Raw genomic sequence first — 20,009 nt, forward strand, 5'->3', positions numbered from 1 at the left:
TACTCAAGCCAGGGATTGCGTGGGTTGCACCGGGGCGGCCGGCTCGGCGGCGGTTTCGCCGGATTGCGCGCTGTCCTCCCTGCTCGCCACTACGGCGGTGGCGATGCTGTTGCCGACGATATTGGTCGCGGTACGGGCCATATCGAGGAACTGGTCGATACCGAGGATCAGCAGCAGGCCGGCCTCGGGCAGGTTGAACATCGGCAGGGTCGCCGCGACCACCACCACCGAAGCGCGGGCCACGCCGGCCATGCCCTTGCTGGTGACCATCAGCGTCAGCAGGATCAGCACCTGCTGGGCGAAGCTCAGTTCGATGTTGTAGGCCTGGGCGATGAACATCACGGCGAAAGCCTGGTACATCATCGAGCCATCGAGGTTGAACGAGTAGCCGAGCGGCAGCACGAAGCTGGAAATCCGCTTCGAGGTGCCGAATTTCTCCAGGGCGTCGATGGTCTTGGGATAGGCCGACTCGCTGCTCGCGGTGGAGAACGCCAGCAGCACCGGTTCGCGGATCAGCTTGCCCAGGCGCCACACCGAGCGCCCGAGGAACAGGCGCCCGATGCCGAACAGGATCGCCCACAGCACCAGGATGCCGACATAGAACTCGCCGATCAGCTTGCCGTAGTCCAGCAGCAGGCCCAGGCCTTCGGTGGTGAGAGCCGCGGCGATGGCGCAGAACACGCCGACCGGGGCGAAACACATCACGTAGTCGGTGATGCGGAACATGATTCTGGCCAGTTCATCCACCAGATTGCTGATGCCGACATACCCCTGTTTCTTGAGGAAGGACAGGGCAAAACCGAAGAACAGCGAGAACACCACGATCTGCAGGATCTCGTTGTTCGCCATGGCTTCGGCGATGCTGCGCGGGAACACATGGCTGATGAAGGCCTTGAGGCTGAAGTCGCCGACATTCACTGGTGCCGCGCCGCTGTTGGCGGCTGGCGCCACGAGGTTCAGGCCGGCGCCGGGCTGGAACAGATTGACCAGCAGCATGCCGATCAGCAGCGACAGCAGCGAGGCGCTGACGAACCAGATCATCGCCCGCAGGCCGATGCGGCCGACGGAGTGCGAACTGCCCAGGCTGGCGATGCCACCGACCAGGGTGGCGAACACCAGTGGGGCGATGATCATCTTGATCATGCGCAGGAAAATATCGGTGACCAGGCTGAAGTAGCCGGCCAGTTCCCTGGCCGCCCTGGCATCGCCGGCGTAGTGGTGGCAGGCCCAGCCCACCAGGATGCCGAGGCCGATCGCCAGGGCGATTTGCTTGGGAAGTCGTTTGCTGTTCACAGGAGCACCCTCAATGACCGTTCATTGTTTTTTTTGTCACGGGGCCAGTCTATGGCTGGGGAAAGGGCTCGATGATGAGTAAATGCCATACACTGATGCGTAATCGGAATAGTTTGCCGACGGTGATTGCCCGACACTGGCGGCTGCTCACGCCCAGCCCTCCTCAGCAGTGGGAATCACCATGCAGATCAAGTGGATAGACGACATCCTGGCGGTTGCCGAACTGAAGAACTTCTCCCGCGCGGCGGAGGTGCGCTGCATTACCCAGTCCGCGCTGTCGCGACGGATTCGTTCGTTGGAGGAGTGGGTCGGCGTGGAACTGGTGGACCGCGGCACCTACCCGGTGCAACTGACGGCCGCCGGACGGACCTTCTGCGAACAGGGCAGGGAAACCCTTGCCGACCTGCAGGAGCTGCGCGCGACCCTGCGCCGGGGCGACCGGATGCCCGGGCGTTCGATCCAGGTGACCGCCGGGCACAGCCTGTCCATGACCTTCCTGCCCAAGTGGCTGATGCGCTTCCAGCGTGGCAATGCCGGTTTCAACGCGCGGGTGGTGGCCGCCAATATCCATGATGCGGTCATCGCCCTGGCCGAGGGCGGTTGCGATCTGATGATCGGCTATCACCATCCCCAGGCGCCGATCCTGCTCGACTCGGAGAAGTTCATCAGCCTCACTCTCGGGCATGATTCACTGATCCCGGTCTCGGCACCGGACAAACGCGGCAGGCCGCTGTATGCCCTGCCCGGGAAAAAGCAGGCACCGCTGCCGTACCTGGCCTACACCGCGACCACCTTCCTGGGGCGGGTGGTTGAGGTGATCCTGAAAAATGCCGAAAGCCCCTGCGAGCTGGATCGTTGCTACGAGGCCGACATGGCCATGCTGCTGATGAAGATGGCCCAGGAGGGGTATGGCATTACCTGGCTCCCCGAAAGCGCGGTGCAGGATGAATTGCACAAGGGCACGCTGGTCCGGGCCGGTAGCGCGCACTGGAGTGCCGATCTGGAAATCCGTTCCTACTGCTCGGTGGCCAATGCCAACCCGACCATGCGCGAGTTGTGGAAGTCGCTGGAGGCCGAGCGCCGGCCTGCCTGAGCGCGCCTCAGTTGCCGATCAGGTACAGGCAGATCGACAGGGTCACCAGCGAGCCCAGGGTCGAGACCAGGATCGTGCTCGACACCAGCGAGGCTTCACGCTTGTAGTACTCGGCCAGCATGAACGGCCCGGTGCCGGTGGGCAGGGCACTGAGCAGCAGTGCCGAGTGGGCCCACAGCGGCGGCAGATGAAACACCCTGAACGCCAGGAACCAGGTCAGCAGCGGGTGTGCCACCAGCTTGAGCAGCACCAGCAACGTCACGCCCTGGCGCGGACCCTGTTGCTTATGCGCCAGGAACAGTCCGAGGGAAATCAGCGCGCAGGGGATGGTCGCCGCGCCGAGCAGGCTGAGAAACTTCTCCGCCGGTGCCGGCAGCGGGGCGCCACCCCAGGCCCAGAGGGCACCGAGCAGCGGCGACACCACCAGCGGATTTTTCGCCAGGGCCAGCAGCACCTTGAAGACGATCCGGTGCACCTGGCGCTCGGCCTGCAAGCCGATCTCGATACACACCAGCGCCAGGCCGAACAGCACGCAGACCACCAGCAGCGAAGCGATCAGCGCCGGTTCCAGGCCGTTCTGGCCGAGCACCATCACGCACAGCGGAATGCCGATGTAGCCGGTGTTGGCATAGGACGCGCTCAGGGCATCGATGCTGGCATCGGCGAAATGCCCGGCCTTGCGCCAACGCAGCAGCAGGGTCAGGGCGAAGATCGCCAGGGTGCTCAGAGTGAACGCCAGCACGAAGCCGGGATGCCAGATCTGCTCCCAGGTTGCTGTCGCCGTGGCCTTGAACAGCAACGCCGGCAGGCACAGCCAGACCACCATGCGATTGATCTCCGAGGCCGCGTTGGGCCCCAGGCGGTGGGTGCGACGGCAGATGAAGCCGACCAGGATCAGGGCGAAGATGGGCAGCAGGACACTCAATACGGAGGACATCGAAGCTGAAGCCTTGGGCATGCGCGGATGGGTGGGGAAGGGTAAGGGGGGAGATCGTTAGCTTGCAATTCTTCTTTGCCGGTGATGGTCCGTGGGTCGTGCCGGCAGCCGCGGCGCGACCCACGGACCATCATTGCGCCTCGCGGTCGAGCAACTGCCGCTTGCGCTCCACGCCCCAGCGATAACCGGACAGGTCGCCATCGCTGCGCACCACCCGATGGCAGGGAATCGCCACCGCCAGGCTGTTGGCCCCGCAGGCCTGGGCCACGGCACGGAAGGACTTTGGCGCGCCGATCATTTTCGCGATCTCGGCATAGCTGGCGGTGCTGCCCACCGGAATCGTGCGCAGCGCCTGCCAGACCCGTTCCTGGAAGGCCGTGCCGCGCAGGTCCAGTGGCAGGTCGAGACCAATCGCCGGGGCTTCGACAAAGCCCACCACCTTGGCCACCAATTGCTCGAAGTCGGCATCGCCACCGATGAAGTGGGCCCGTGGGAACTTGTCCTGCAGGTCCCGCGCCAGTGCCTCTGGATCGTCGCCCAGGAGGATGGCACAGACCCCGCGCTCGCTCTGTGCCACCAGGATCGCCCCCAGGGAACACTGGGCGATGGCAAAGCGGATTTCGGTATTGCTGCCACCGGCCCGGTAGTCGGACGGTTTCATGCCCAGCACCGCGTCGCTGGCTGCGTAGAAGCGGCTGCTGGCATTGAAGCCGGCACCGTAGAGCGCATCGGTGACCGAGCTGCCACGGGCCAACTGTGCCCGCAGCCTGCCGGCCCGGTGGGCGGCGGCGTAGGCCTTGGGTGTCAGGCCGGTATGGGCCTTGAACACCCGGTGGAAGTGGAACGGGCTCAGTCCCAACTGCTCGGCCAGGGGGTTGAGCGAGGGCAGGCTGTCCGATGCCTCGATCAATTGGCAGGCACGGGTGACCAGGGCCACCTGCTGCTGGTGGCTGGCGGTCTGGTCGGCGGCAGCCCGGCGGCTGGGTCGGTAACCGGCGGCCTCGGCCTGTTCGGCGCTGTCGAAGAACTCGACATTCTCCGGCCGTGGGCGCCTTGCGCTGCTGCTGGGGCGGCAATACACGCCGGTGGTCCGCACGCCGTAGACGAAGTCGCCGTCGGCGCTGGCGTCGCGGTTCAGGACTGCCTGCCAGCGTGGGTCGTTTTCCACGGTGCTGGCCTGGCGTGAAGCGACCTGGGTCGAAGTGTTCATGCTGTTCTCCTGTCGGATAAGCCGGTTTCGCTCAGTCTGCGGCGCTGGCCAAAACGGGGAACCCCGAGTCTTGCGGTTGAATTCTACTGCCTGTTCAGGTGGCGTCGTGAAAGATGATCCCCAGGGTGTGCCGGCGGCCCGAGTGTACGCGGCTGACGCCATGGCGCATGTTCACCCGGTAGCAGCCGCGAGTGCCTTCCACCGGCCGCTGCGCCACCGCGAAGATCAGTCCGTCACCCTGTTGCAGCGCGGCCACCTGGGGGCGACTCTGCATGCGCGGACGTTGTTCGGTGAGGACGAATTCGCCGCCGGTGAAATCCCGCCCGGGCCTGGACAGCAGGATGGCAACCTGCAGGGGAAACACCTGTTCGCCGTACAGGTCCTGATGCAGGCAGTTGTAGTCGCCGGCGCCGTATTGCAGCAGCAACGGCGTCGGGCGCTGCTGGCCGGCGGCATGGCAACGCTGCAGCAGGGCCTGGTGGGTGATCGGGTAGACATCGTTCAGTTGCAGGCGGCGGTTCCAGTCGTTGGCGATCAGGGCCAGGGGCGGGTAGAGCGCCGTGCGCAATTGGTGCACCAGGGCTGGCAGCGGGTAGTTGAAGTACTGGTATTCGCCCTGGCCGAAACCGTGGCGGGCCATGACCACCCGCGAGCGAAACGCGGTCTGTTGCGGATACAGGGCGACCAGCTCCCGGCACTGTTCGGGGCTCAGCAGGCCTGGGAGCAGGGCATTGCCCTGCCGGTCGAGGTCCTGGCCGATCGCCTGCCAGTCGAGTGCGTGTATCAGGGTGTGCATGATATGAGGGCCTTGAGCTGTGTTCAGGCCAACAGTCTGCTGCGCTGACCGTGGCGCCACACTCCGACTCTTGCGCTTGAATTACCGGGACGGGGCTGGGTTTCTCCTACGCGCTCCCCTAGGATATTTATCTTTGCCCTGTCAGGATTTTCCCCGATGTCCGCCGCCCACCGCCTTGCCGTGCCCCTGTCCAAAGCCTACCGCCTGCTCAACCACGGGCCCACCGTACTGGTCAGTGCGGCACACGATGGGCAGCGCAATATCATGGCCGCGGCCTGGGCCATGCCGCTGGATTTCGAGCCGCCCAAGGTGGCGGTGGTGCTCGACAAGTCGACCTGGACCCGGCGCCTGCTGGAAGCCTCGGGCAGCTTCGTGCTGCACGTGCCCTGCGTCGCCCAGGCGGACATCGTGCAAACCGTGGGTACCACCTCCGGCCTGGAACTGGGCCAGAGCCACAGTCGCGACAAGTTCGATGCCTATGGCCTGGAGACCTTCAAGGGCGAGCATCTCGACGCACCGCTGGTGGAAGGCTGTGTCGCCTGGCTCGAATGCCGCCTGTTGCCGGAGCCGCACAACCAGGAGCATTACGACCTGTTCCTGGGCGAGGTGATCGCCGCCCAGGCCGATTCGCGGGTGTTCAGTGACGGGCGTTGGCACTTTGAAGGACACGACTCGCTGCGCACCTTGCACCATGTCGCCGGCGGGCATTTCCTCACGATTGGCGACGCCGTGGACGGCCAGGTGTTGAAGCTGTAAATCAGATCCACAGGCCGACACCGATGGAATGCCCCATCGGCCGTTGCCCTGGCGCGCTATACCGTGGGCTCGGAACGGGTGTTAGTCTTGGGAACGCCAGAGGCTATGCCGGCCCGCGTTCGGTTAGGCTATGTACGAAATCGCTTGAAACTTGGTTATGCGGCGTTAAAAACCGGCTCGGAATGCTCATTGACAACCAGTCAAGTCGGGCGCGACCCCGGGCGTTCCTCGCCGGTTTTTGCCTTGCCTAACCCCTACCGCGGATTTCCCGCCGCTGTATTTCGACCACGGCTGTGTCGAGGCGGTACGCAGTGCGGCCGCGGGGCTTGGCTTGTCGCACATGGACATTGTCAGCGGTGCGGGGCATGACGCGATCTTCCTGGCCGAACTCGGCCCGGCGGGGATGATCTTCGTGCCGTGCGAAGGCGGGATCAGCCATAACGAAATCGAGAAAGCCGATCCCCAGGATCTGGCGGCCTCCGAGGCAATCGCCAAGGGCAGGCTCGCCGCCTGAAGGCCGAACGCCAATCTTTAGTGGGCCCGCACCTTGTGGGAGCCGGCAGGTTTAGCGTTATCAGGGGCCCCGCGGTCAGTCCTTATCTTGTGGCCCCAGCCTCCGAAGGCCACCATCAACCCGACACAGGCTTGCAACTGTTGCTCCAGCAGGACGACATAATCCTCCTCTCGGCATAGGTCGTCGCATTCATAGAGCTTTTATTTCACTCGCTGCCTGTTGTTGCCTCGATATCTATTACGATCAAGCCAGTGCCGATATTAATCTTTCGGAGGTTTTCAAGAATGGGTGCTTGTATGTTTATATTTCATACAAGTTTTTCGGAAATTTCTTTGCTGATTTTATGAGCGCGACCCTCGTTGCCTATGGCAAGGTGTATATGTCGTTTGCTTTCTAATGATTCAATAGGGTTCCTGAGGGTCGAAGCTTTCTGGAGAGGCCCCGACTCGATAATTATAAGAAAGGATGCCTGAATGAAGTTGAGTGATATTGGAAATACACCATTCTTGGAAATCTCGACTCTCGCCGGGAATGGTAATCGTTTCTTCTCAAAATGTGAGTTCATGAATCCAACGGGGAGTCATAAGGACAGAACCTACTTGAATCTCGTCAGTGGGCTTGAGGTATCAGGCTTTATAAAGCCTGGAATGACCCTTGTAGATTGCTCTACTGGGAACGGTGGAGCAGCGCTGGCGTGGATAGGTAGGGAAAAAGGTTACCAGATAAAGATATTCATGCCTGAGGGCATGACTCAGGAGCGTAAGGAGCAGATCATATCCTTTGGTGCAGAAATAGTTGAGACACCCAAGGAGGAATTTCTATCAGGCTCGGTCAGTAGGGCAAGGGCGTATTTGGCTGACGACAAGAGCGGGAATATCTATTTTCTGGATCAGGCGAGCAACCTGCTGAACAGGGAGGCATGGTTCGGTTGTGGCGAAGAAATACTCTTGTCATTGAAGGCGCAGGCTATCGTTCCTGACTTCTTCATTTGTGCCATAGGTACCGGCGGTACCTTTTCAGGTATTGCCGAGGTGCTGAAACGAGAGTACCCGGCAATTCGTACCATCGGTATAGAGGTTGAAAGTTCTGCTCCTCTTTATGCTTCGAGAAACTGTCTGAGCTTCAGGCATCGGCCCCACAATCTTATGGGGTTGGGAGCTGGAGTATTGTCTGAAAACACAATTTCCGGGCTTGTTGATGAAGTGCGTCTGGCCAATGGAGCCGCATCCTGGGGACGGATGAAGCAATTTATCCTGGAGTCAGGCCTGCAGATTGGACCTACCTGCGGATCGAATCTACTGATTTGTGAGGAGATAGGTCGTCAGGTTTCCAATAAGAATATAGTGACATTGTTTTTTGATAGTTCATGGAAGTACGAAAGTCGCTGGGATGGAATCTATCCGGAGTATCAGGAGGCGTGATGCTGCTTGAAGAAGTCTATAGAGCTGCCAGAGTTGTTCATTCAGGTCGTGCACTGACAACAGTCAATGAGTTTACTGACCAGCTTCCGGCTCTACGTCCCGAGGTTCTTATCGAGGTTGCACAGGCATTGATAAGAAAAATGGATCTTGGTGCGAGCAAGATTGTGACCGAGGAAGATAAAGGAGCGCCTCTTGCCACTGCCGTTTCGCTGTTAAGTGGTATACCCATGGCTATGGCGAGATGGTACCCCTATAGCCTCGGAGAACTGAACGAAAGGGTTGTGAGCATAAGCTCTGAGTATTTTGAGGGGCAGCTTTATCTTAATGGGATCAACCCTGGTGATCGGGTCGTGATAGTGGATGATACTCTCAGCACAGGTGGTGCAGTCATCGCATTGATTGAGGCGGTCCGGTGTGGCGGTGGCGAAGTGGTTGATGTTATCTGTGCAGTGGAGAAGCTTGGTTGTAATGGGGTAGACAATGTCTTGAGGGCAACCGGGATCCATGTGAAGACAATAATGAAGATCATCGTTGGGCCGGATGCCGTCCGGGTAGTCGGTTAGAGTTGGGGCGGTGAATATGTCTTGATATGGGTAAAGTAGAGGAATTGCCACCTTGAAAAGGTATGGAGTAGCTCTGGGCCTGTTGTTCTGCGCGGTAAGTGCCGCGTTTGACGTGTACGTCGCATTCATTACCCAGACCATCAGCACATTGGTGGTCATCTTCTACTGTTTCAGTGTTTCTGCGGTTGCCTTTCTGATCTATGCACTCTACACGGGTGGGGCTTCGCTGGTTATCAAGTTTAAGAAGGACTTGATGCTGGTCGCGTTGGTGAATGGCTCCGTGCTGCTCAATTGGGGTGGCCTGTTCTATGCACTTCGATACCTGGAGCCGGCCGTTGTCGGTGTGGCTTCGGTTGCCTGTGGCCCGGCCATTACACTGGTGGTTAGCGCCTTCGATAAAAAGAGCACCCGGGCCAGCCTGGTAGATACGCTGGTTTCCTATCTGGTGCTCGTATCGGTGGGGATCATGCTGTTCAACTCGTTTTCGGGGAACAGTGGGGTGGTGCATACCTCGGTCGAGCAACGGATTCTGGGCATTCTTGCTGTCGTTACCTGTGCCTTGGGCACCGTCCTGTACACCGTTTTTTCCAAGCGGCTGTTTGCTGCCGCCTGGGCGACCTACGAGATTCTTGCGGTCAGAAACGTCGCGATGGTCATCCTCTGCGCCTTTTTCATAGCGGTGACCGGGGATGGCTTTTCCATCGGTCGTGAATGGTTCTGGGCAATGGCTCTGCTGGTCTTCGTAGGGCATCTGCTGCCGATCTATCTCATCCAGAAAACCATCTATCACTTGAGCCCGCTGCATGTGTCGCTGGTGTTGCTGGCGCTGCCGGTGTTTGTCCTGCTGTTTCAGTACCTGGACTCACGGGTGGAGTTCTCGATCGCCAGTGTGCTTGCCATCGGCATCATCGTTGTTCTGTTGTGCGGGCGGGGAGTGGTGGACATCCATACCCGTATGAAAAAAGCGAGGTGAGCAATGGACAGGGTCGTGATGGTGGATGGGTTTTCCTCCGGCAAGCACCTGGCGAGGAGGCTCAAGGAAAGCGCCTGTGTGCTGCGACATTTGGCGTCCTCGGCAGCGCTGGACAGTTACTACTATGCCGGTTTCGATGGCTCGCTCTATGAAGACCTCCTGGTGAACCGGGATATTGAAGCTACGGTTGCATGGGTTGAAGGCTTCGCCCCGCAATTCATCATCGCGGGGGCCGAGAGCGGCGTCCTGCTGGCCGACCTGTTGAATGAGCGCCTGGACCTGCCTTACCGCAATCGGTTTGACAGGACCAAGGCTCGCAGGAACAAGTACGAAATGATCCGTTGTGTTGCTCAGGCAGGGTTAGCGGCGGCACAACAGTGCGTCGTTGATTCCTGGGTGGCCGCTGGCGACTGGATCAGGGGGAATGGTCGATTTCCTGTCGTGATCAAACCGCTCGAGAGTGCCGGTGCCGACGGTGTTGCTGTCTGCAATGACCTGGAAGCTTGCGAGGTGGCCTTCAGGTCCCTGCTGGGTAAGCGAAACAGGCTCAACTCGGACAATGTTCAGGTGTTGATTCAGGAGTACCTGGTGGGAGTCGAGTATGTCGTCAACATGGTTTCCCTGCGTGGGCGGCAGTTGGTGACGGAAGTGGTGAGATACCGCAAGCAACGGCTGGGCTGCGGTTCCGTCATTTATGACATCGATGAACTGGTGGCGCCTGACGACCCTGCTTTTCAGGTATTGGTGGGTTATACACGAGATGTAGTGCATTGCCTGGGGATCGAGAATGGTCCCAGCCATGCCGAAGTGATGCTCACCGGTACAGGCCCGAAACTGGTGGAGATCGCTGCGCGAACCGACGGTATTCTCAGGCCCGGGGTCTCTGAACAGACGACCGGACTGGGGCAGATCGAGGCGACTGCGCTGTCCATCGCCAAGCCGGCAGAGTTCGAGAGGCTGTTGGTTGCGCGGACGAGTTACCGGCTTTTGCAAAATACCTACAACGTCAGTCTGATCAATCGTTTGCAGGGGCGCTTTTATCGGGATGAGTTCATGAAAGAACTGCGTTCCCTTGAGTCATTTTTCGAGGCTGTCTTTTATTTGGAAGATGGCCAGCCGGTAGCGACCACCCGGGATGTTTTCAGTCAGCCGGGGACTGTTTATCTGGTTCATCCGGATCCTGAGGTGATCAGGGCGGATTACTTCAGAATTCGGGTGTTGGAGGAGGCGGGTATTTACTTGAGGCCTCTTCTTGGAGGGGGGATCTGAGAGAGTCGCCGCCCTCCCGGTTGCCAGCAATAGCACAATCTCCTGTGGGCGTCGGCTTGCTGGCGATAGCTTACTGTCAGTCGACATCTGCGCTAACTGACATACCGCTGTCGCCAGCAAGTGCGATGTTGGGCAGTGATCTGGTTTACATCCGCGAGCCTGCTTCCAGCGTCAGCCCTGGCCTTGCGGGCTCCAGCCCCCACCCAACGCCACCATCAGCCCGACACTGGCCTGCAACTGCCGGGTCTGCAGGGCCTGCAACTGTCGTTGCGCCTGCAGGGCGGCGGTCTGCGCGGTGACCACATCCAGGTAGTTCACCGCGCCAGCCTGGTAGCTGTTCATCGCCAGGGTCTGGGTGTGCTGCGCGGCATTCACCGCAGCCTGTTCGTCCCGGGCTTCCTGCTGCAGGTCGCGCAGTTGCGCCAGGTTGTCCTCGACCTCCCGCACCGCCCGCAATACATGGCTGCGGTACTGGGCGGACGCTTCCTCGAACTCGGCCTTGGCCTGCTGCTCCTGGGCACTGATCCGCCCACCATCGAAGATCGGCAGGTTGACCAACGGCCCCAGCGCCCAGTAACGGTTACCCGCCGACAGCAGGTTACCGACGCCCTGGGTCTGGCCGCCGACCAGGCCGGTCAGGCTGAAGTCGGGGTACCAGGCGGCCTTGGCCACGCCGATCCCGGCATTGGCGGCGAACACCCGGCGTTCGGCGGCGGCGATGTCGGCACGACGTTGCAGCAGGTTGCTCGGCAAGGCGCCTGGCACTTGGGGAATCGCCAGGATCTGCGGCGTCGCGGCCAGCTGGAAGTTGCTCGCCGACTCCCCGACCAGTTCGGCGATCGCATGCTCGGCCAGGTTGCGTTGCCCACGGACTTCGTCCAGTTGCGCCTCGGCTTCGGCCAGCTGGCTCTGGGCACGGGTCAGGTCGAGTTCCGAAGCGATCTTGCCTTCGTAGCGATCACGGGTCAGTTGCAACGCCTGGCTGTAGTCGTCCAGCGAACTGGAGAGAATCCGGCTCTGGGCATCCAGGCCATTGAGCTGGATGTATAGGCTTGCCAGTTGTTGCTGCAGGCTCAGCCGTGCCACCGCCAGGTCGTCGGCCGAAGCCTGGGCCTGGGCGTCGCCGGCGGCGACCTGGTTGCGGATACGGCCCCACAGGTCGAGGTCGAAGTTCAGCGCGAAACCGGCGGTGTTGCTGTTGTACACCGAAGGCTGGGTGCTGCCGCGCAGTGGGCGGTTGTCCGATTGCCGCTGGCGTTCGGGCTGGGCACTCGCGCTGATCTGCGGGAACAACCCGGCATGCAACTGGCTGGCGTAGGCCTGGGCACCGTCATAGTGGGCCAGGGCCGCCGCCAGGTCCGGGTTGGCCGTGAGCAGGCGCTGTTGCAGGTCGTTCAGGTGCTCGTCCTGGAACAGCAGCCACCACTGGCTGGACAACGGGTCGCCAGGCCTGGCCAGGTGCCAGGGGCCGTCGCTGGTCTGTTCGCGGTACTGCTCCGGCAGGTTGATCTGCGGCACCTTGTAGGTCGGGGCCAGCGAGCAGCCTTGCAGGCCGGCGATCAATAGCAGCCAGGCGCCGAGTTTAAGCTTTGCGGGCATGCTGTCCTCCGGCGTCGGCGAGTTTCACTAGGTCACCTTCGCGCAAGGCGTCCGGCGGGTTGTCGATCACGGTGTCGGCGGGCTTCAGGCCCTGGTCGATGACCAGGCGTTCACCCAGGTCCAGGCCGATATGGATATCGCGCAGGTGCACGTGTTTCTGCGCATCGAGCACCGCCACCTGGGTGCCCTTGGCGCGGAAGATCAGGGCGCTGGCGGGAATGCTCACGCCGTGGGTATCGGCCGGCACCGGGAGAGTCGCCTCGGCGTAGTCGCCCGGCAGCAGGGCGTTGTCCGGGTTGTCGGCGACGAACTGCGCCAGCAGGGTGCCGGAGCGCGCATCCACGGCTGTCGAATTGCCCACCAGGCGTGCGCTGAAGGTCTTGCCGGGGTGTTCCGGCACGCTCAACCGCACCTGCAGGCCGGGACGAATGACGCTGGCGTAGTTCTGCGGCACTGGCACATACAGCCGCAACTGGTGGGTATCGGCGATATCGAACAGTTCCGGATCGCTGTCGCTGTCGGCCTTGATCAACTGGCCGATGTCGGTGTTGCGGGCGGTGATGGTGCCGCTGAACGGGGCGCGGATGGTCTTGTAGGCCTCCAGCGCCGCCAGCCGTGCGTAGTCGGCCTCGGCGGCCTGGGCATTGGCCCGTGCCGCCGCCGCGTTGGAGCTCTTTTCATCGGCCTCCTGTTGTGACACCGAATGGGTGCTCACCAGGTTCTTCCAGCGGGTCGCGGTGGTCTGCGCCAGGCGCGCGTTGGCCTGTTCCTGCAGCATATGGGCATGAGCCTGGGCAACCTGCTGGTCGAGGTCCGGGCTGTCGATCCGGGCCAGGACCTGGCCGGCCAGGACCTGGCTGCCGATGTCACTGGTCCAGTCCTTGAGGTAGCCGCTGACCCGCGCATGGATCGGCGCCTTGCTCCAGGCCTCCAGGCGGGCCGGCAGGCGCAGGGTGTCGCCGGCAGCGTTCTGCGTTGGCTGGAACACGCTGACCATTGGCACGGCGGCGGCTTCGGTCCAGGCGGTCACGTCCCGTTCGTGGCGGGTTCGCGCGGCAATCCCGTTGGCCACCAGCAGCGCTGCCAGGGTCAGGCCGCCGACGCCCAGGTAGAGCAGGCGTTTGCCCGAGGGTTTGCGATCAGTCATGAGTCATTTCTCCAGCTACGGCGCGAAGGGGTTGTTGACGGCCATGCACCAGGCTGAACACCACGGGGACGAACAGCAGGGTGGCAGTGGTCGCCAGGATCAGACCGCCGATCACGGCGCGTCCGAGGGGGGCGTTCTGTTCCTGGGAGAGGGCCAGCGGCAGCATGCCGATGATCATCGCCAGGGCGGTCATGCAGACCGGGCGAAAACGGGTATAGCCGGCTTCCAGGGCGGCCTTGAGGGCATCGCCGTGCTCGGCCAGGCGTTCGCGGCAGAAGCTCACCACCAGAATCGAGTTGGCGGTGGCCACGCCCATGCACAGGATGGCACCGGTCAGCGCCGGCACCGACAGCGAGGTGCCGCTGAGGAACAGCATCCAGACGATCCCGGCCAGGGCCGCGGGCAGGGCGGTGATGATCACGAACGGGTCGATCCAGGACTGGAAGTTGACCACGATCAGCAGGTAGATCAGCACCACCGCGCCGAGCAGGCCGAAGCTCAGGCCGCTGAAGGCTTCATGCAGGGCGTCGATCTGCCCGTGCAGGCTCACCACCGCCCCCTTGGGCCGCAGCGATGCCGCATCGTCGAGGATCTTCTGCACGTCATGGGCCACCGCCCCCAGGTCACGGCCCTGGACGTTGGCGTAGAGGTCCAGGGTCGGCTGGATGTTGTAGTGGGTCACCACCGCCGGGCTGGGGACCCGGTTGATGGTCGCCAGGCCACCGAGGATCTGCGACTGGCCGTTGCTGCCGGTCACCGGCAGGGCTTCCAGTGCCGGCAGGCTGTCGAGGCGGTATTGCGGAGTGGCCGCGACCACGCCATAGGACACGCCGTTGGCCGGGTTGAGCCAGAAGGTCGGGGCCACCTGGGAACTGCCGGCCAGCGAGGCGACCATGCTGTTGGTGACGTCACGTTCGGTGATCCCCAGGCCCTTGGCGCGCATCCGGTCGACGTTCACCTGCAGCGACGGATACCCCTCGGACTGCTGGATCCGCAGGTCGGCGATGCCCGGCACGTGTTGCAGGCGACGCTGCAGTTCCACGGCGAACTTGCGGTTCTCCTCGGCACTGCGGCCGGAGATCTTCACGTCCAGCGGCGCCGGGGCACCGAAGTTGAGGATCTGGCTGCTGATGTCGGCGGGCAGGAAGGCGAACTGGCTGCCGGGGAAGCTTTCCGGCAGGGCGCTGCGCAGTTGCTTGACGTAGTCGGCGGTCGGCTTGTGACCGGGCTTGAGCGTCACCTGGATATCGCCGTCCTGCGGGCCGATGGTACCGCTGCTGCTGTAGGCCATGTCGATGCCGCTCAGCGGGATGCCGATGTTGTCGACGATGTTTTCCAGCTCCTCGGCGGGAATGATCTCGCGAATCCGTGCCTCGATACGGTCGAAGGCCGCGGCGCTTTCCTCGATCCGCGAGCCCAGTGGCAGGCGCACATGCAGGGCCAGGGCGCCGGCGTCGGTGGCCGGGAAGAAGTCCTCGCCCAGACTCGGCAGCAGGGCGAAGGAGGCCAGCACGCAGCCGAGGAAACCGAGCAGGAAGCGCCGGCGGCAACCCAGGGCGAGGGTCAGCAGACCATGGTAGACGTCGCGCACGGCGGAGAAGCCGCGCTCGAAGCTCTGCTGGAAGTTCAGCAGGCCCTGCAGCAGCGCATGGCGCTGGCGACCGTGCTGATCGCCTTCGTGATGATTGATGAACGCATCTTCCGGATGGTGGCCGGGACCGCCCTCGAGCACGTGGGGCTTGAGCAGGAACATCGCCAGGGTCGGCACCAGGGTCCGCGACAGGATGAACGAGCTGGCCATGGCGAAGATCACCGCCAGGGCCATTGGCCGGAACAGGTAGCCGGCGATGCCCTGCAGCATGAACATCGGCACGAACACGATGCAGATACACAGCAGCGAGACGAACGCCGGGCCGACGATCTGTCTGGCGCCGTCGAGAATCGCCGTCTTCACCGCCTTGCCCTGTTCCAGGTGCCAGTTGATGTTCTCGATGGTCACCGTCGCATCGTCCACCAGGATCCCCACCGCCAGCGCCAACCCGCCGAGGGTCATGACGTTGAGGGTCTGGCCGGTGGCCGCCAGCAGCGCGATGGCCGAGAGCACCGCGAGCGGGATCGAGGCGGCGATGATCAGGGTCGAGCGCCAGCTGCCGAGGAACAGCAGGATCATCGCGCTGGTCAGCAGGGCGGCGATGATCCCTTCACGGGCCACGCTGCCCACCGATTCCTTCACGAACACCGAGGCATCGCCCAGCAGCGAGGTCTTCAACTCTGGCGGCAGGGTCTCGTTGATCAGCGGCAGCATGCTGCGGATGCCGTCGACGATCGACAGGGTGGAGATGTTGCCGTTCTTCATCGCCGGCATCAGCACCGCCCGCCGGCCGTCGACCCGCACGACGTTGGTCTGTGGCGGCGAGCCGTCACGTACGTGGGCCACCTGGCCGATGGTGATCAGTGCACCGTCGACGGTCTTGATCGGCAGGTCGTTGAGTTCGTCGATCACCTTCGGGCTGTTGTTGAGCAGCACGGTGTATTCGTAGGGGCCGAGCTTGGCGGTCCCCACCGGGATGATCTGGTTCTGCGCCGCCAGCGCATTGCCGACGTCCTGGGCCGACAGACCCTTGGCGGCCAGCGCCTGGGGATCGAGGTCGAGGGTGATCTGGCGCTGTTTGCCGCCCATCGGGGTCGGCAGGGCCAGGCCGGGTACCGAGGTCAACGGCAGGCGGATGTTGTTCTGCACCAGGTCGCGGATTTTCGCTTCCGACAGGGTTGGGCTGGAGAATGCCATCTGCAGGATCGGTACTGTCGAGGCGTTGTAGTTGAGGATCAGCGGCGGAGTGATGCCCGGCGGCATCTGTTTCAGTACGGTCTGCGACACCGCTGTCACCTGGGCGTTGGCGGTGCGGATATCGACGCCGGGCTGGAAGAAGATCTTGACGATGCCCATGCCGGGCAACGATTGCGACTCGATGTGCTCGATGTCGTTGACCGTGGTACTCAGCGAGCGCTCGTAGGTATAGATCACCCGGCCGGCCATGTCGTCGGGGGACAGGCCGTTGTACTGCCAGACCACCGCCACCACCGGGATGCCGATATCGGGAAACACGTCAGTGGGCGTACGCAGGGCCGCCAGCGGCCCGATGATGCAGATGAAAATCGCCAACACGATGAACGTGTACGGCTTGAGCAGTGCGGTCTTTACCAGCCCGAGCATGCCTTGAACCTCCGGGGAGTGGAATTGCAAACCCCGGCAGTCTTGCCGCTGGAACCTAACGTTTGGCTTTCACCAACATGAAGGATCTTTTAGGTAACGACTTAAATTCCCTTCATTTCCCTTCATTTGTGAAAACCGCTCTATCTCGCCACTCTTGGCGCCGATCCGACGGCGATCCCGTCTACCGAAACCCCAGATGAATGTGAGAGGAGTTCATACGATGAACCACAAACCGCTGCTGCTGATTCCGACCCTGGGCCTGGTCTGCCTGCTCTCGGCCTGTGCCGGCCCGCTGCCCAAGGCTGACCCGAGCGAGGCCTGGATCGGCCTGCAGGGCCAGTCGAGCGACAACCTGATGGCGGAACGGGTGGACGGCAAGCGGGTGGACGACGGCCGCTATTTCGAAGTGGCGCCCGGCAAGCATGATCTGGAAGTGACCCTGATCCAGGGCGCCAACGGTGACCTCGACCAGCCGGAGTGCACCGGGCATGTCGAGTACGACCAGTTCAAGGCTGGCAGGCAGTACCACCTGGTGCAGTCCGGTTCGGGCAGCGATGTCGGCGCGATCCTGGTCAACGACCACGGCAAGCCTTTGGCCCAGTCCCATCTGTTCTCCTGCATCTGACGGCTCTTTTATCTTCGAGGTGACCCTGCATGACACTCAAACCGCTGATGCTGCTTCCCACCCTGGGCCTGGCCGTCCTGCTTTCGGCCTGCGCCGGCCCAATGCCCAAGGCTGACCCGCACCAGGCCTGGATCGGGCTGCAGGAGGAAGCGCCGAATGACCTGCTGGCTGAGAAGGTTGATGGCAAGCCGATCGATGACGGACGCTTCTTCGAAGTGACGCCCGGATCCCACAAGCTGGATGTGATGCTGGTGGAGATTCCGGTCGGCGATGGTAATCAGGAAGACTGTTCGGGAGAGGTCTCCTACAAACAGTTCAAGGCCGGTGAACACTACAAGCTGGTGGAGTCGAGCCTGGGCCAGGAAGTCAGTGCTCGCCTGCTGGACGCTCATGGCAAGGAAGTGGCCCATACCGGCGACTTCCAATGCATGCCGGGTTGAGGCGGCAATGGCAGTTACTGCACCGGGCCCCGAGTTGGGATCTACCGCCTGACGCCCGGTGGCAGCAAGAGCTACAAACGCAGATAGTCAGTATGGCGCGGCACTGATGGTCGCGTTGCGCCAGGCGGTCTGCAGCTGCTCGTCGAGCAGCGCGGGCACGCTCTTGCCCGGCTGTTTCTCCAGGCTCAGCTTCAACCCGTTGAGCGAGCGGCCGCTGAGGCGGTTCTGTGCCAGATCTTCGCGAAACACCTGCTCGGCGTCGGCGTACTGCTGCTGTTCCAGCAGCGCATAGCCGAGGGATTCACGCAGGGTGTAGTACCAGTCCGGCGGCTCGTTGTAGGCCAGTTGGTCCTGGATCTCGACCGCCTTGCGCCAGGCGGCGATCACCTGGGCCGGGTTGTCGCCCTGCAGGGCCTTCAGGTCGGTGAGCAGGTCCTGTTGTGGTGCCTTGGTGAGCACCTGGGCGGCTCTTTCCTTGAGGGCCATCAGGTCCAGCTTGCCCTGGCTGCTGGCCTGGGCCCTGTTCAGCAGGATCAGGTTGGCGATACGGAACAGCTGGAGGGCGTCGTTGTTGCCGTACTTCAGGGGCTTGTCACCCTTGAGGCTGTTGTCGACCGTCTGCCAGTATCCCTTGAGTGCCTCACCTGCCTTACCGCTGTCGGCTCCTGGCTGGGCCAGTTGCTTGTAGGCGTCGGCATAGGCCTTCATGGCCTGGGTGTAAGGAGCGGTCAGTTCCACCCAGGGTGTCTGACTGCCCTTGGTCGCGGCGGTGCAGGTGTCGTTGATGGTCTTGAGGCCGGCGATGATTTTCGGCTCGATCCGCGCCAGCGCGTCCCAGTCCTGGAAGCGTACGGCGAAGTAATAGGGTACGGCGTAGAAGTAGTCGGATTTGGTGGCGATCTCGTCAGGGTACTGCTTGCAGAGAAAATCCAGCGCGGCGTAGCGGGTGGTGTTTTCCACCAGTTCCTCGGCCATGTTCATCGTTTCGTTCTGCCGGCCCTCGATGGACAGGGTCCAGGTCAGGAAATGGATGTTGTGCCCCAGGTAGTGCAGCGGATAGGGGCTTTGCGGGTTGACCTGATGGGTGTAGGCGCGATCGACCGACACCGCGGTGTAGTTGGTGACACTGGCCAGGGCGTTGTTGCCGATGCGCTGGTAGATGTGCGATGCCATGTGCACCAGGTGGCCGATCGCCGGGTTCTGGTCGCGAAAGCGCTCGGCCATCGGCAGGCCGCTGGCGGGGAAGGGCGACTCTTCGATGGCGTGGATGTAGAAGTGGTTGGCGCCGGTGTGGAACTGGTCCTGGACCAGCACCCGGTTGAGTACCTGCAGGGCCTCGTAGGCGTGCTGGGTCGGCTCGACGTCGTTGGAGGTCGCCGCGGAGCCTTTCCACCATTTCCACGGTTCCAGGTTGAGCAGGGCATCGGCGTACAGGGTGGCGGCATCCAGGTCGTCGAAGTAGGTCTGCGACAGCTTTTTCATGGCCTCGGCGTAGCGCTCGTTGCCCTCCCTGCCGAGGAGTACCTTGCCCTCCTTGAGTGTGTACAGGCTCAGGAACGCACTGGCGTAGTCGACTTCGCGCTGCAATTGCCGGGGGCTGAACTTGTCTTTGGCGAGCGGATCAGCCTGGCGTGCCTTGGCCTTTTCGAGGGCGATCTGGGCCGAGCGATAGGCCAGGCGATCGCAGCCGAGGGTGGCGTCGCTGTTGATGTTCGAGTTGGCCGACAAGGCGATGCCCCAGTACGGCATCGCCGAGCCCTCGTCGACGCGGCTGGCCTGGTAGAAGGCACGAATGGCTTCGGCGAAGTTGAAACCGTACTGCAGGGCGATGCCCTGGCTGTAGAAGGCTTCGACCTTGTCGGCGTCCTTGAGGGCGACCAGCGGATAGCGGGTGCCGCCCAGGCCGGAGAGCAACTGGGCCGGCTGGGTGTCCTGGTCGCTGACACACTCGAGCAGGCTGCGCTCGTAGGGTTCGTCGGGCGGGGCCGGGACGAAACTCTTGGATTCTTCGGCACCGCCGTGGACATGGGCCTGGGCGGCGCCGGCCAGCAGGCAGAGGGCGAGCAGCGAAGGTTGGAACAGGTGGCGTACATCCATGTAGCGGTTACTCCAGAGGGGGGGCGGTTGATCATGTGGCGGTAGTGCCGGCCCATTCGCTG

16 protein-coding genes and 1 pseudogene are annotated in these 20,009 nt (G+C 62.4%); 9 read left to right on the forward strand and 8 right to left on the reverse strand.

Annotation, left to right across the window (positions count from 1 at the left end):
• Positions 1 to 3: 3 nt before the first annotated feature.
• Positions 4 to 1,293 carry a dicarboxylate/amino acid:cation symporter gene (locus tag ACM62G_RS25135; protein ID WP_419735854.1) on the reverse strand — a complete coding sequence of 430 codons (1,290 nt, stop codon included), beginning with the start codon at positions 1,291 to 1,293 and terminating at the stop codon, positions 4 to 6.
• A gap of 181 nt (positions 1,294 to 1,474) precedes the next feature.
• Here ACM62G_RS25135 and ACM62G_RS25140 point away from each other — a divergent pair, with 181 nt between their 5' ends.
• The gene (locus ACM62G_RS25140) at positions 1,475 to 2,386 is read left to right on the forward strand and encodes a LysR substrate-binding domain-containing protein (protein WP_419735855.1); all 912 of its coding nucleotides are present in this window, start codon (positions 1,475 to 1,477) and stop codon (positions 2,384 to 2,386) included.
• A gap of 7 nt (positions 2,387 to 2,393) precedes the next feature.
• Here the strand turns inward: ACM62G_RS25140 and ACM62G_RS25145 are convergent, their stop codons facing one another.
• The 3 genes from ACM62G_RS25145 to ACM62G_RS25155 form a co-directional block, all read right to left on the reverse strand.
• Positions 2,394 to 3,323 (reverse strand): AEC family transporter, encoded by a 930-nt coding sequence (locus ACM62G_RS25145; RefSeq protein ID WP_273825900.1) that lies wholly within the window; start codon positions 3,321 to 3,323, stop codon positions 2,394 to 2,396.
• 130 nt (positions 3,324 to 3,453) lie between these two features.
• Positions 3,454 to 4,533 carry a bifunctional DNA-binding transcriptional regulator/O6-methylguanine-DNA methyltransferase Ada gene (gene ada / locus ACM62G_RS25150; RefSeq protein WP_273825901.1) on the reverse strand — a complete coding sequence of 360 codons (1,080 nt, stop codon included), beginning with the start codon at positions 4,531 to 4,533 and terminating at the stop codon, positions 3,454 to 3,456.
• 94 nt (positions 4,534 to 4,627) lie between these two features.
• A complete protein-coding gene (locus ACM62G_RS25155; RefSeq protein WP_273825902.1) occupies positions 4,628 to 5,329 on the reverse strand; it encodes a 2OG-Fe(II) oxygenase in 702 nt (233 codons plus the stop codon).
• Between the two features lie 156 nt (positions 5,330 to 5,485).
• On the opposite strand from ACM62G_RS25155, the gene ACM62G_RS25160 reads away from it, so the two are divergent.
• From ACM62G_RS25160 to ACM62G_RS25185, 6 genes and pseudogenes are all read left to right on the forward strand, one after another.
• Complete coding sequence (locus ACM62G_RS25160; RefSeq protein ID WP_273825903.1) at positions 5,486 to 6,085, forward strand: flavin reductase family protein; 600 nt, start codon at positions 5,486 to 5,488, stop codon at positions 6,083 to 6,085.
• Between the two features lie 247 nt (positions 6,086 to 6,332).
• Positions 6,333 to 6,599 (forward strand): annotated as a pseudogene (locus ACM62G_RS25165) (M20/M25/M40 family metallo-hydrolase); the annotation flags it as partial.
• Positions 6,600 to 7,072: 473 nt separating this feature from the next.
• Positions 7,073 to 8,020: a cysteine synthase family protein gene (locus tag ACM62G_RS25170; RefSeq protein ID WP_419735856.1), complete on the forward strand. Its 948-nt coding sequence runs from the start codon at positions 7,073 to 7,075 to the stop codon at positions 8,018 to 8,020.
• Positions 8,020 to 8,583, forward strand: a complete 564-nt coding sequence (locus tag ACM62G_RS25175) for a phosphoribosyltransferase family protein (RefSeq protein ID WP_419735857.1) — start codon at positions 8,020 to 8,022, stop codon at positions 8,581 to 8,583. Before ACM62G_RS25170 ends, ACM62G_RS25175 begins: the two co-directional genes overlap by 1 nt.
• A 52-nt stretch (positions 8,584 to 8,635) precedes the next feature.
• Complete coding sequence (locus tag ACM62G_RS25180; protein ID WP_419735858.1) at positions 8,636 to 9,556, forward strand: EamA family transporter; 921 nt, start codon at positions 8,636 to 8,638, stop codon at positions 9,554 to 9,556.
• 3 nt (positions 9,557 to 9,559) lie between these two features.
• A complete protein-coding gene (locus ACM62G_RS25185) occupies positions 9,560 to 10,825 on the forward strand; it encodes an ATP-grasp domain-containing protein (RefSeq protein WP_419735859.1) in 1,266 nt (421 codons plus the stop codon).
• 171 nt (positions 10,826 to 10,996) lie between these two features.
• Here ACM62G_RS25185 and ACM62G_RS25190 read toward each other — a convergent pair whose 3' ends face one another.
• The 3 genes from ACM62G_RS25190 to ACM62G_RS25200 are packed head-to-tail and all read right to left on the reverse strand — an operon-like array spanning position 10,997 to position 16,785.
• Complete coding sequence (locus ACM62G_RS25190; RefSeq protein ID WP_419735860.1) at positions 10,997 to 12,424, reverse strand: efflux transporter outer membrane subunit; 1,428 nt, start codon at positions 12,422 to 12,424, stop codon at positions 10,997 to 10,999.
• On the reverse strand, positions 12,408 to 13,571 hold the full coding sequence (locus tag ACM62G_RS25195; protein WP_419735861.1) for an efflux RND transporter periplasmic adaptor subunit: 1,164 nt from the start codon (positions 13,569 to 13,571) through the stop codon (positions 12,408 to 12,410). Before ACM62G_RS25195 ends, ACM62G_RS25190 begins: the two co-directional genes overlap by 17 nt.
• The gene (locus ACM62G_RS25200) at positions 13,564 to 16,785 is read right to left on the reverse strand and encodes an efflux RND transporter permease subunit (protein ID WP_419735862.1); all 3,222 of its coding nucleotides are present in this window, start codon (positions 16,783 to 16,785) and stop codon (positions 13,564 to 13,566) included. The genes ACM62G_RS25195 and ACM62G_RS25200 overlap by 8 nt, the downstream gene beginning before the upstream one ends.
• Before the next feature lie 220 nt (positions 16,786 to 17,005).
• Between ACM62G_RS25200 and ACM62G_RS25205 the strand changes: the two genes are divergently transcribed.
• Both ACM62G_RS25205 and ACM62G_RS25210 read left to right on the forward strand, forming a co-directional pair.
• Positions 17,006 to 17,410, forward strand: a complete 405-nt coding sequence (locus tag ACM62G_RS25205; RefSeq protein ID WP_054060373.1) for a hypothetical protein — start codon at positions 17,006 to 17,008, stop codon at positions 17,408 to 17,410.
• Positions 17,411 to 17,439: 29 nt separating this feature from the next.
• Positions 17,440 to 17,850 (forward strand): hypothetical protein, encoded by a 411-nt coding sequence (locus ACM62G_RS25210; RefSeq protein WP_054060372.1) that lies wholly within the window; start codon positions 17,440 to 17,442, stop codon positions 17,848 to 17,850.
• Positions 17,851 to 17,937: 87 nt separating this feature from the next.
• Here the strand turns inward: ACM62G_RS25210 and ACM62G_RS25215 are convergent, their stop codons facing one another.
• Positions 17,938 to 19,947: a hypothetical protein gene (locus ACM62G_RS25215; protein ID WP_273825908.1), complete on the reverse strand. Its 2,010-nt coding sequence runs from the start codon at positions 19,945 to 19,947 to the stop codon at positions 17,938 to 17,940.
• Positions 19,948 to 20,009: the final 62 nt, after the last annotated feature.

The organism is Pseudomonas sp. COR18 (genome assembly GCF_048568395.1).
Classification (GTDB): Bacteria; Pseudomonadota; Gammaproteobacteria; order Pseudomonadales; family Pseudomonadaceae; genus Aquipseudomonas; species Aquipseudomonas fuscovaginae_B.

Bases quoted from the DNA above. Each gene is read 5' to 3' on its own strand.
- ACM62G_RS25185 (WP_419735859.1), top strand. From the start codon at position 9,560: ATGGACAGGGTCGTGATGGTGGATGGGTTTTCCTCCGGCAAGCACCTG.
- ACM62G_RS25170 (WP_419735856.1), top strand. From the start codon at position 7,073: ATGAAGTTGAGTGATATTGGAAATACACCATTCTTGGAAATCTCGACT.
- ACM62G_RS25190 (WP_419735860.1), bottom strand. From the start codon at position 12,424: ATGCCCGCAAAGCTTAAACTCGGCGCCTGGCTGCTATTGATCGCCGGC.
- ACM62G_RS25205 (WP_054060373.1), top strand. From the start codon at position 17,006: ATGAACCACAAACCGCTGCTGCTGATTCCGACCCTGGGCCTGGTCTGC.
- ACM62G_RS25160 (WP_273825903.1), top strand. From the start codon at position 5,486: ATGTCCGCCGCCCACCGCCTTGCCGTGCCCCTGTCCAAAGCCTACCGC.
- ACM62G_RS25140 (WP_419735855.1), top strand. From the start codon at position 1,475: ATGCAGATCAAGTGGATAGACGACATCCTGGCGGTTGCCGAACTGAAG.
- ACM62G_RS25195 (WP_419735861.1), bottom strand. From the start codon at position 13,571: ATGACTGATCGCAAACCCTCGGGCAAACGCCTGCTCTACCTGGGCGTC.
- ACM62G_RS25145 (WP_273825900.1), bottom strand. From the start codon at position 3,323: ATGTCCTCCGTATTGAGTGTCCTGCTGCCCATCTTCGCCCTGATCCTG.
- ACM62G_RS25155 (WP_273825902.1), bottom strand. From the start codon at position 5,329: ATGCACACCCTGATACACGCACTCGACTGGCAGGCGATCGGCCAGGAC.
- ACM62G_RS25215 (WP_273825908.1), bottom strand. From the start codon at position 19,947: ATGGATGTACGCCACCTGTTCCAACCTTCGCTGCTCGCCCTCTGCCTG.
- ACM62G_RS25200 (WP_419735862.1), bottom strand. From the start codon at position 16,785: ATGCTCGGGCTGGTAAAGACCGCACTGCTCAAGCCGTACACGTTCATC.
- ada (WP_273825901.1), bottom strand. From the start codon at position 4,533: ATGAACACTTCGACCCAGGTCGCTTCACGCCAGGCCAGCACCGTGGAA.
- ACM62G_RS25210 (WP_054060372.1), top strand. From the start codon at position 17,440: ATGACACTCAAACCGCTGATGCTGCTTCCCACCCTGGGCCTGGCCGTC.
- ACM62G_RS25175 (WP_419735857.1), top strand. From the start codon at position 8,020: ATGCTGCTTGAAGAAGTCTATAGAGCTGCCAGAGTTGTTCATTCAGGT.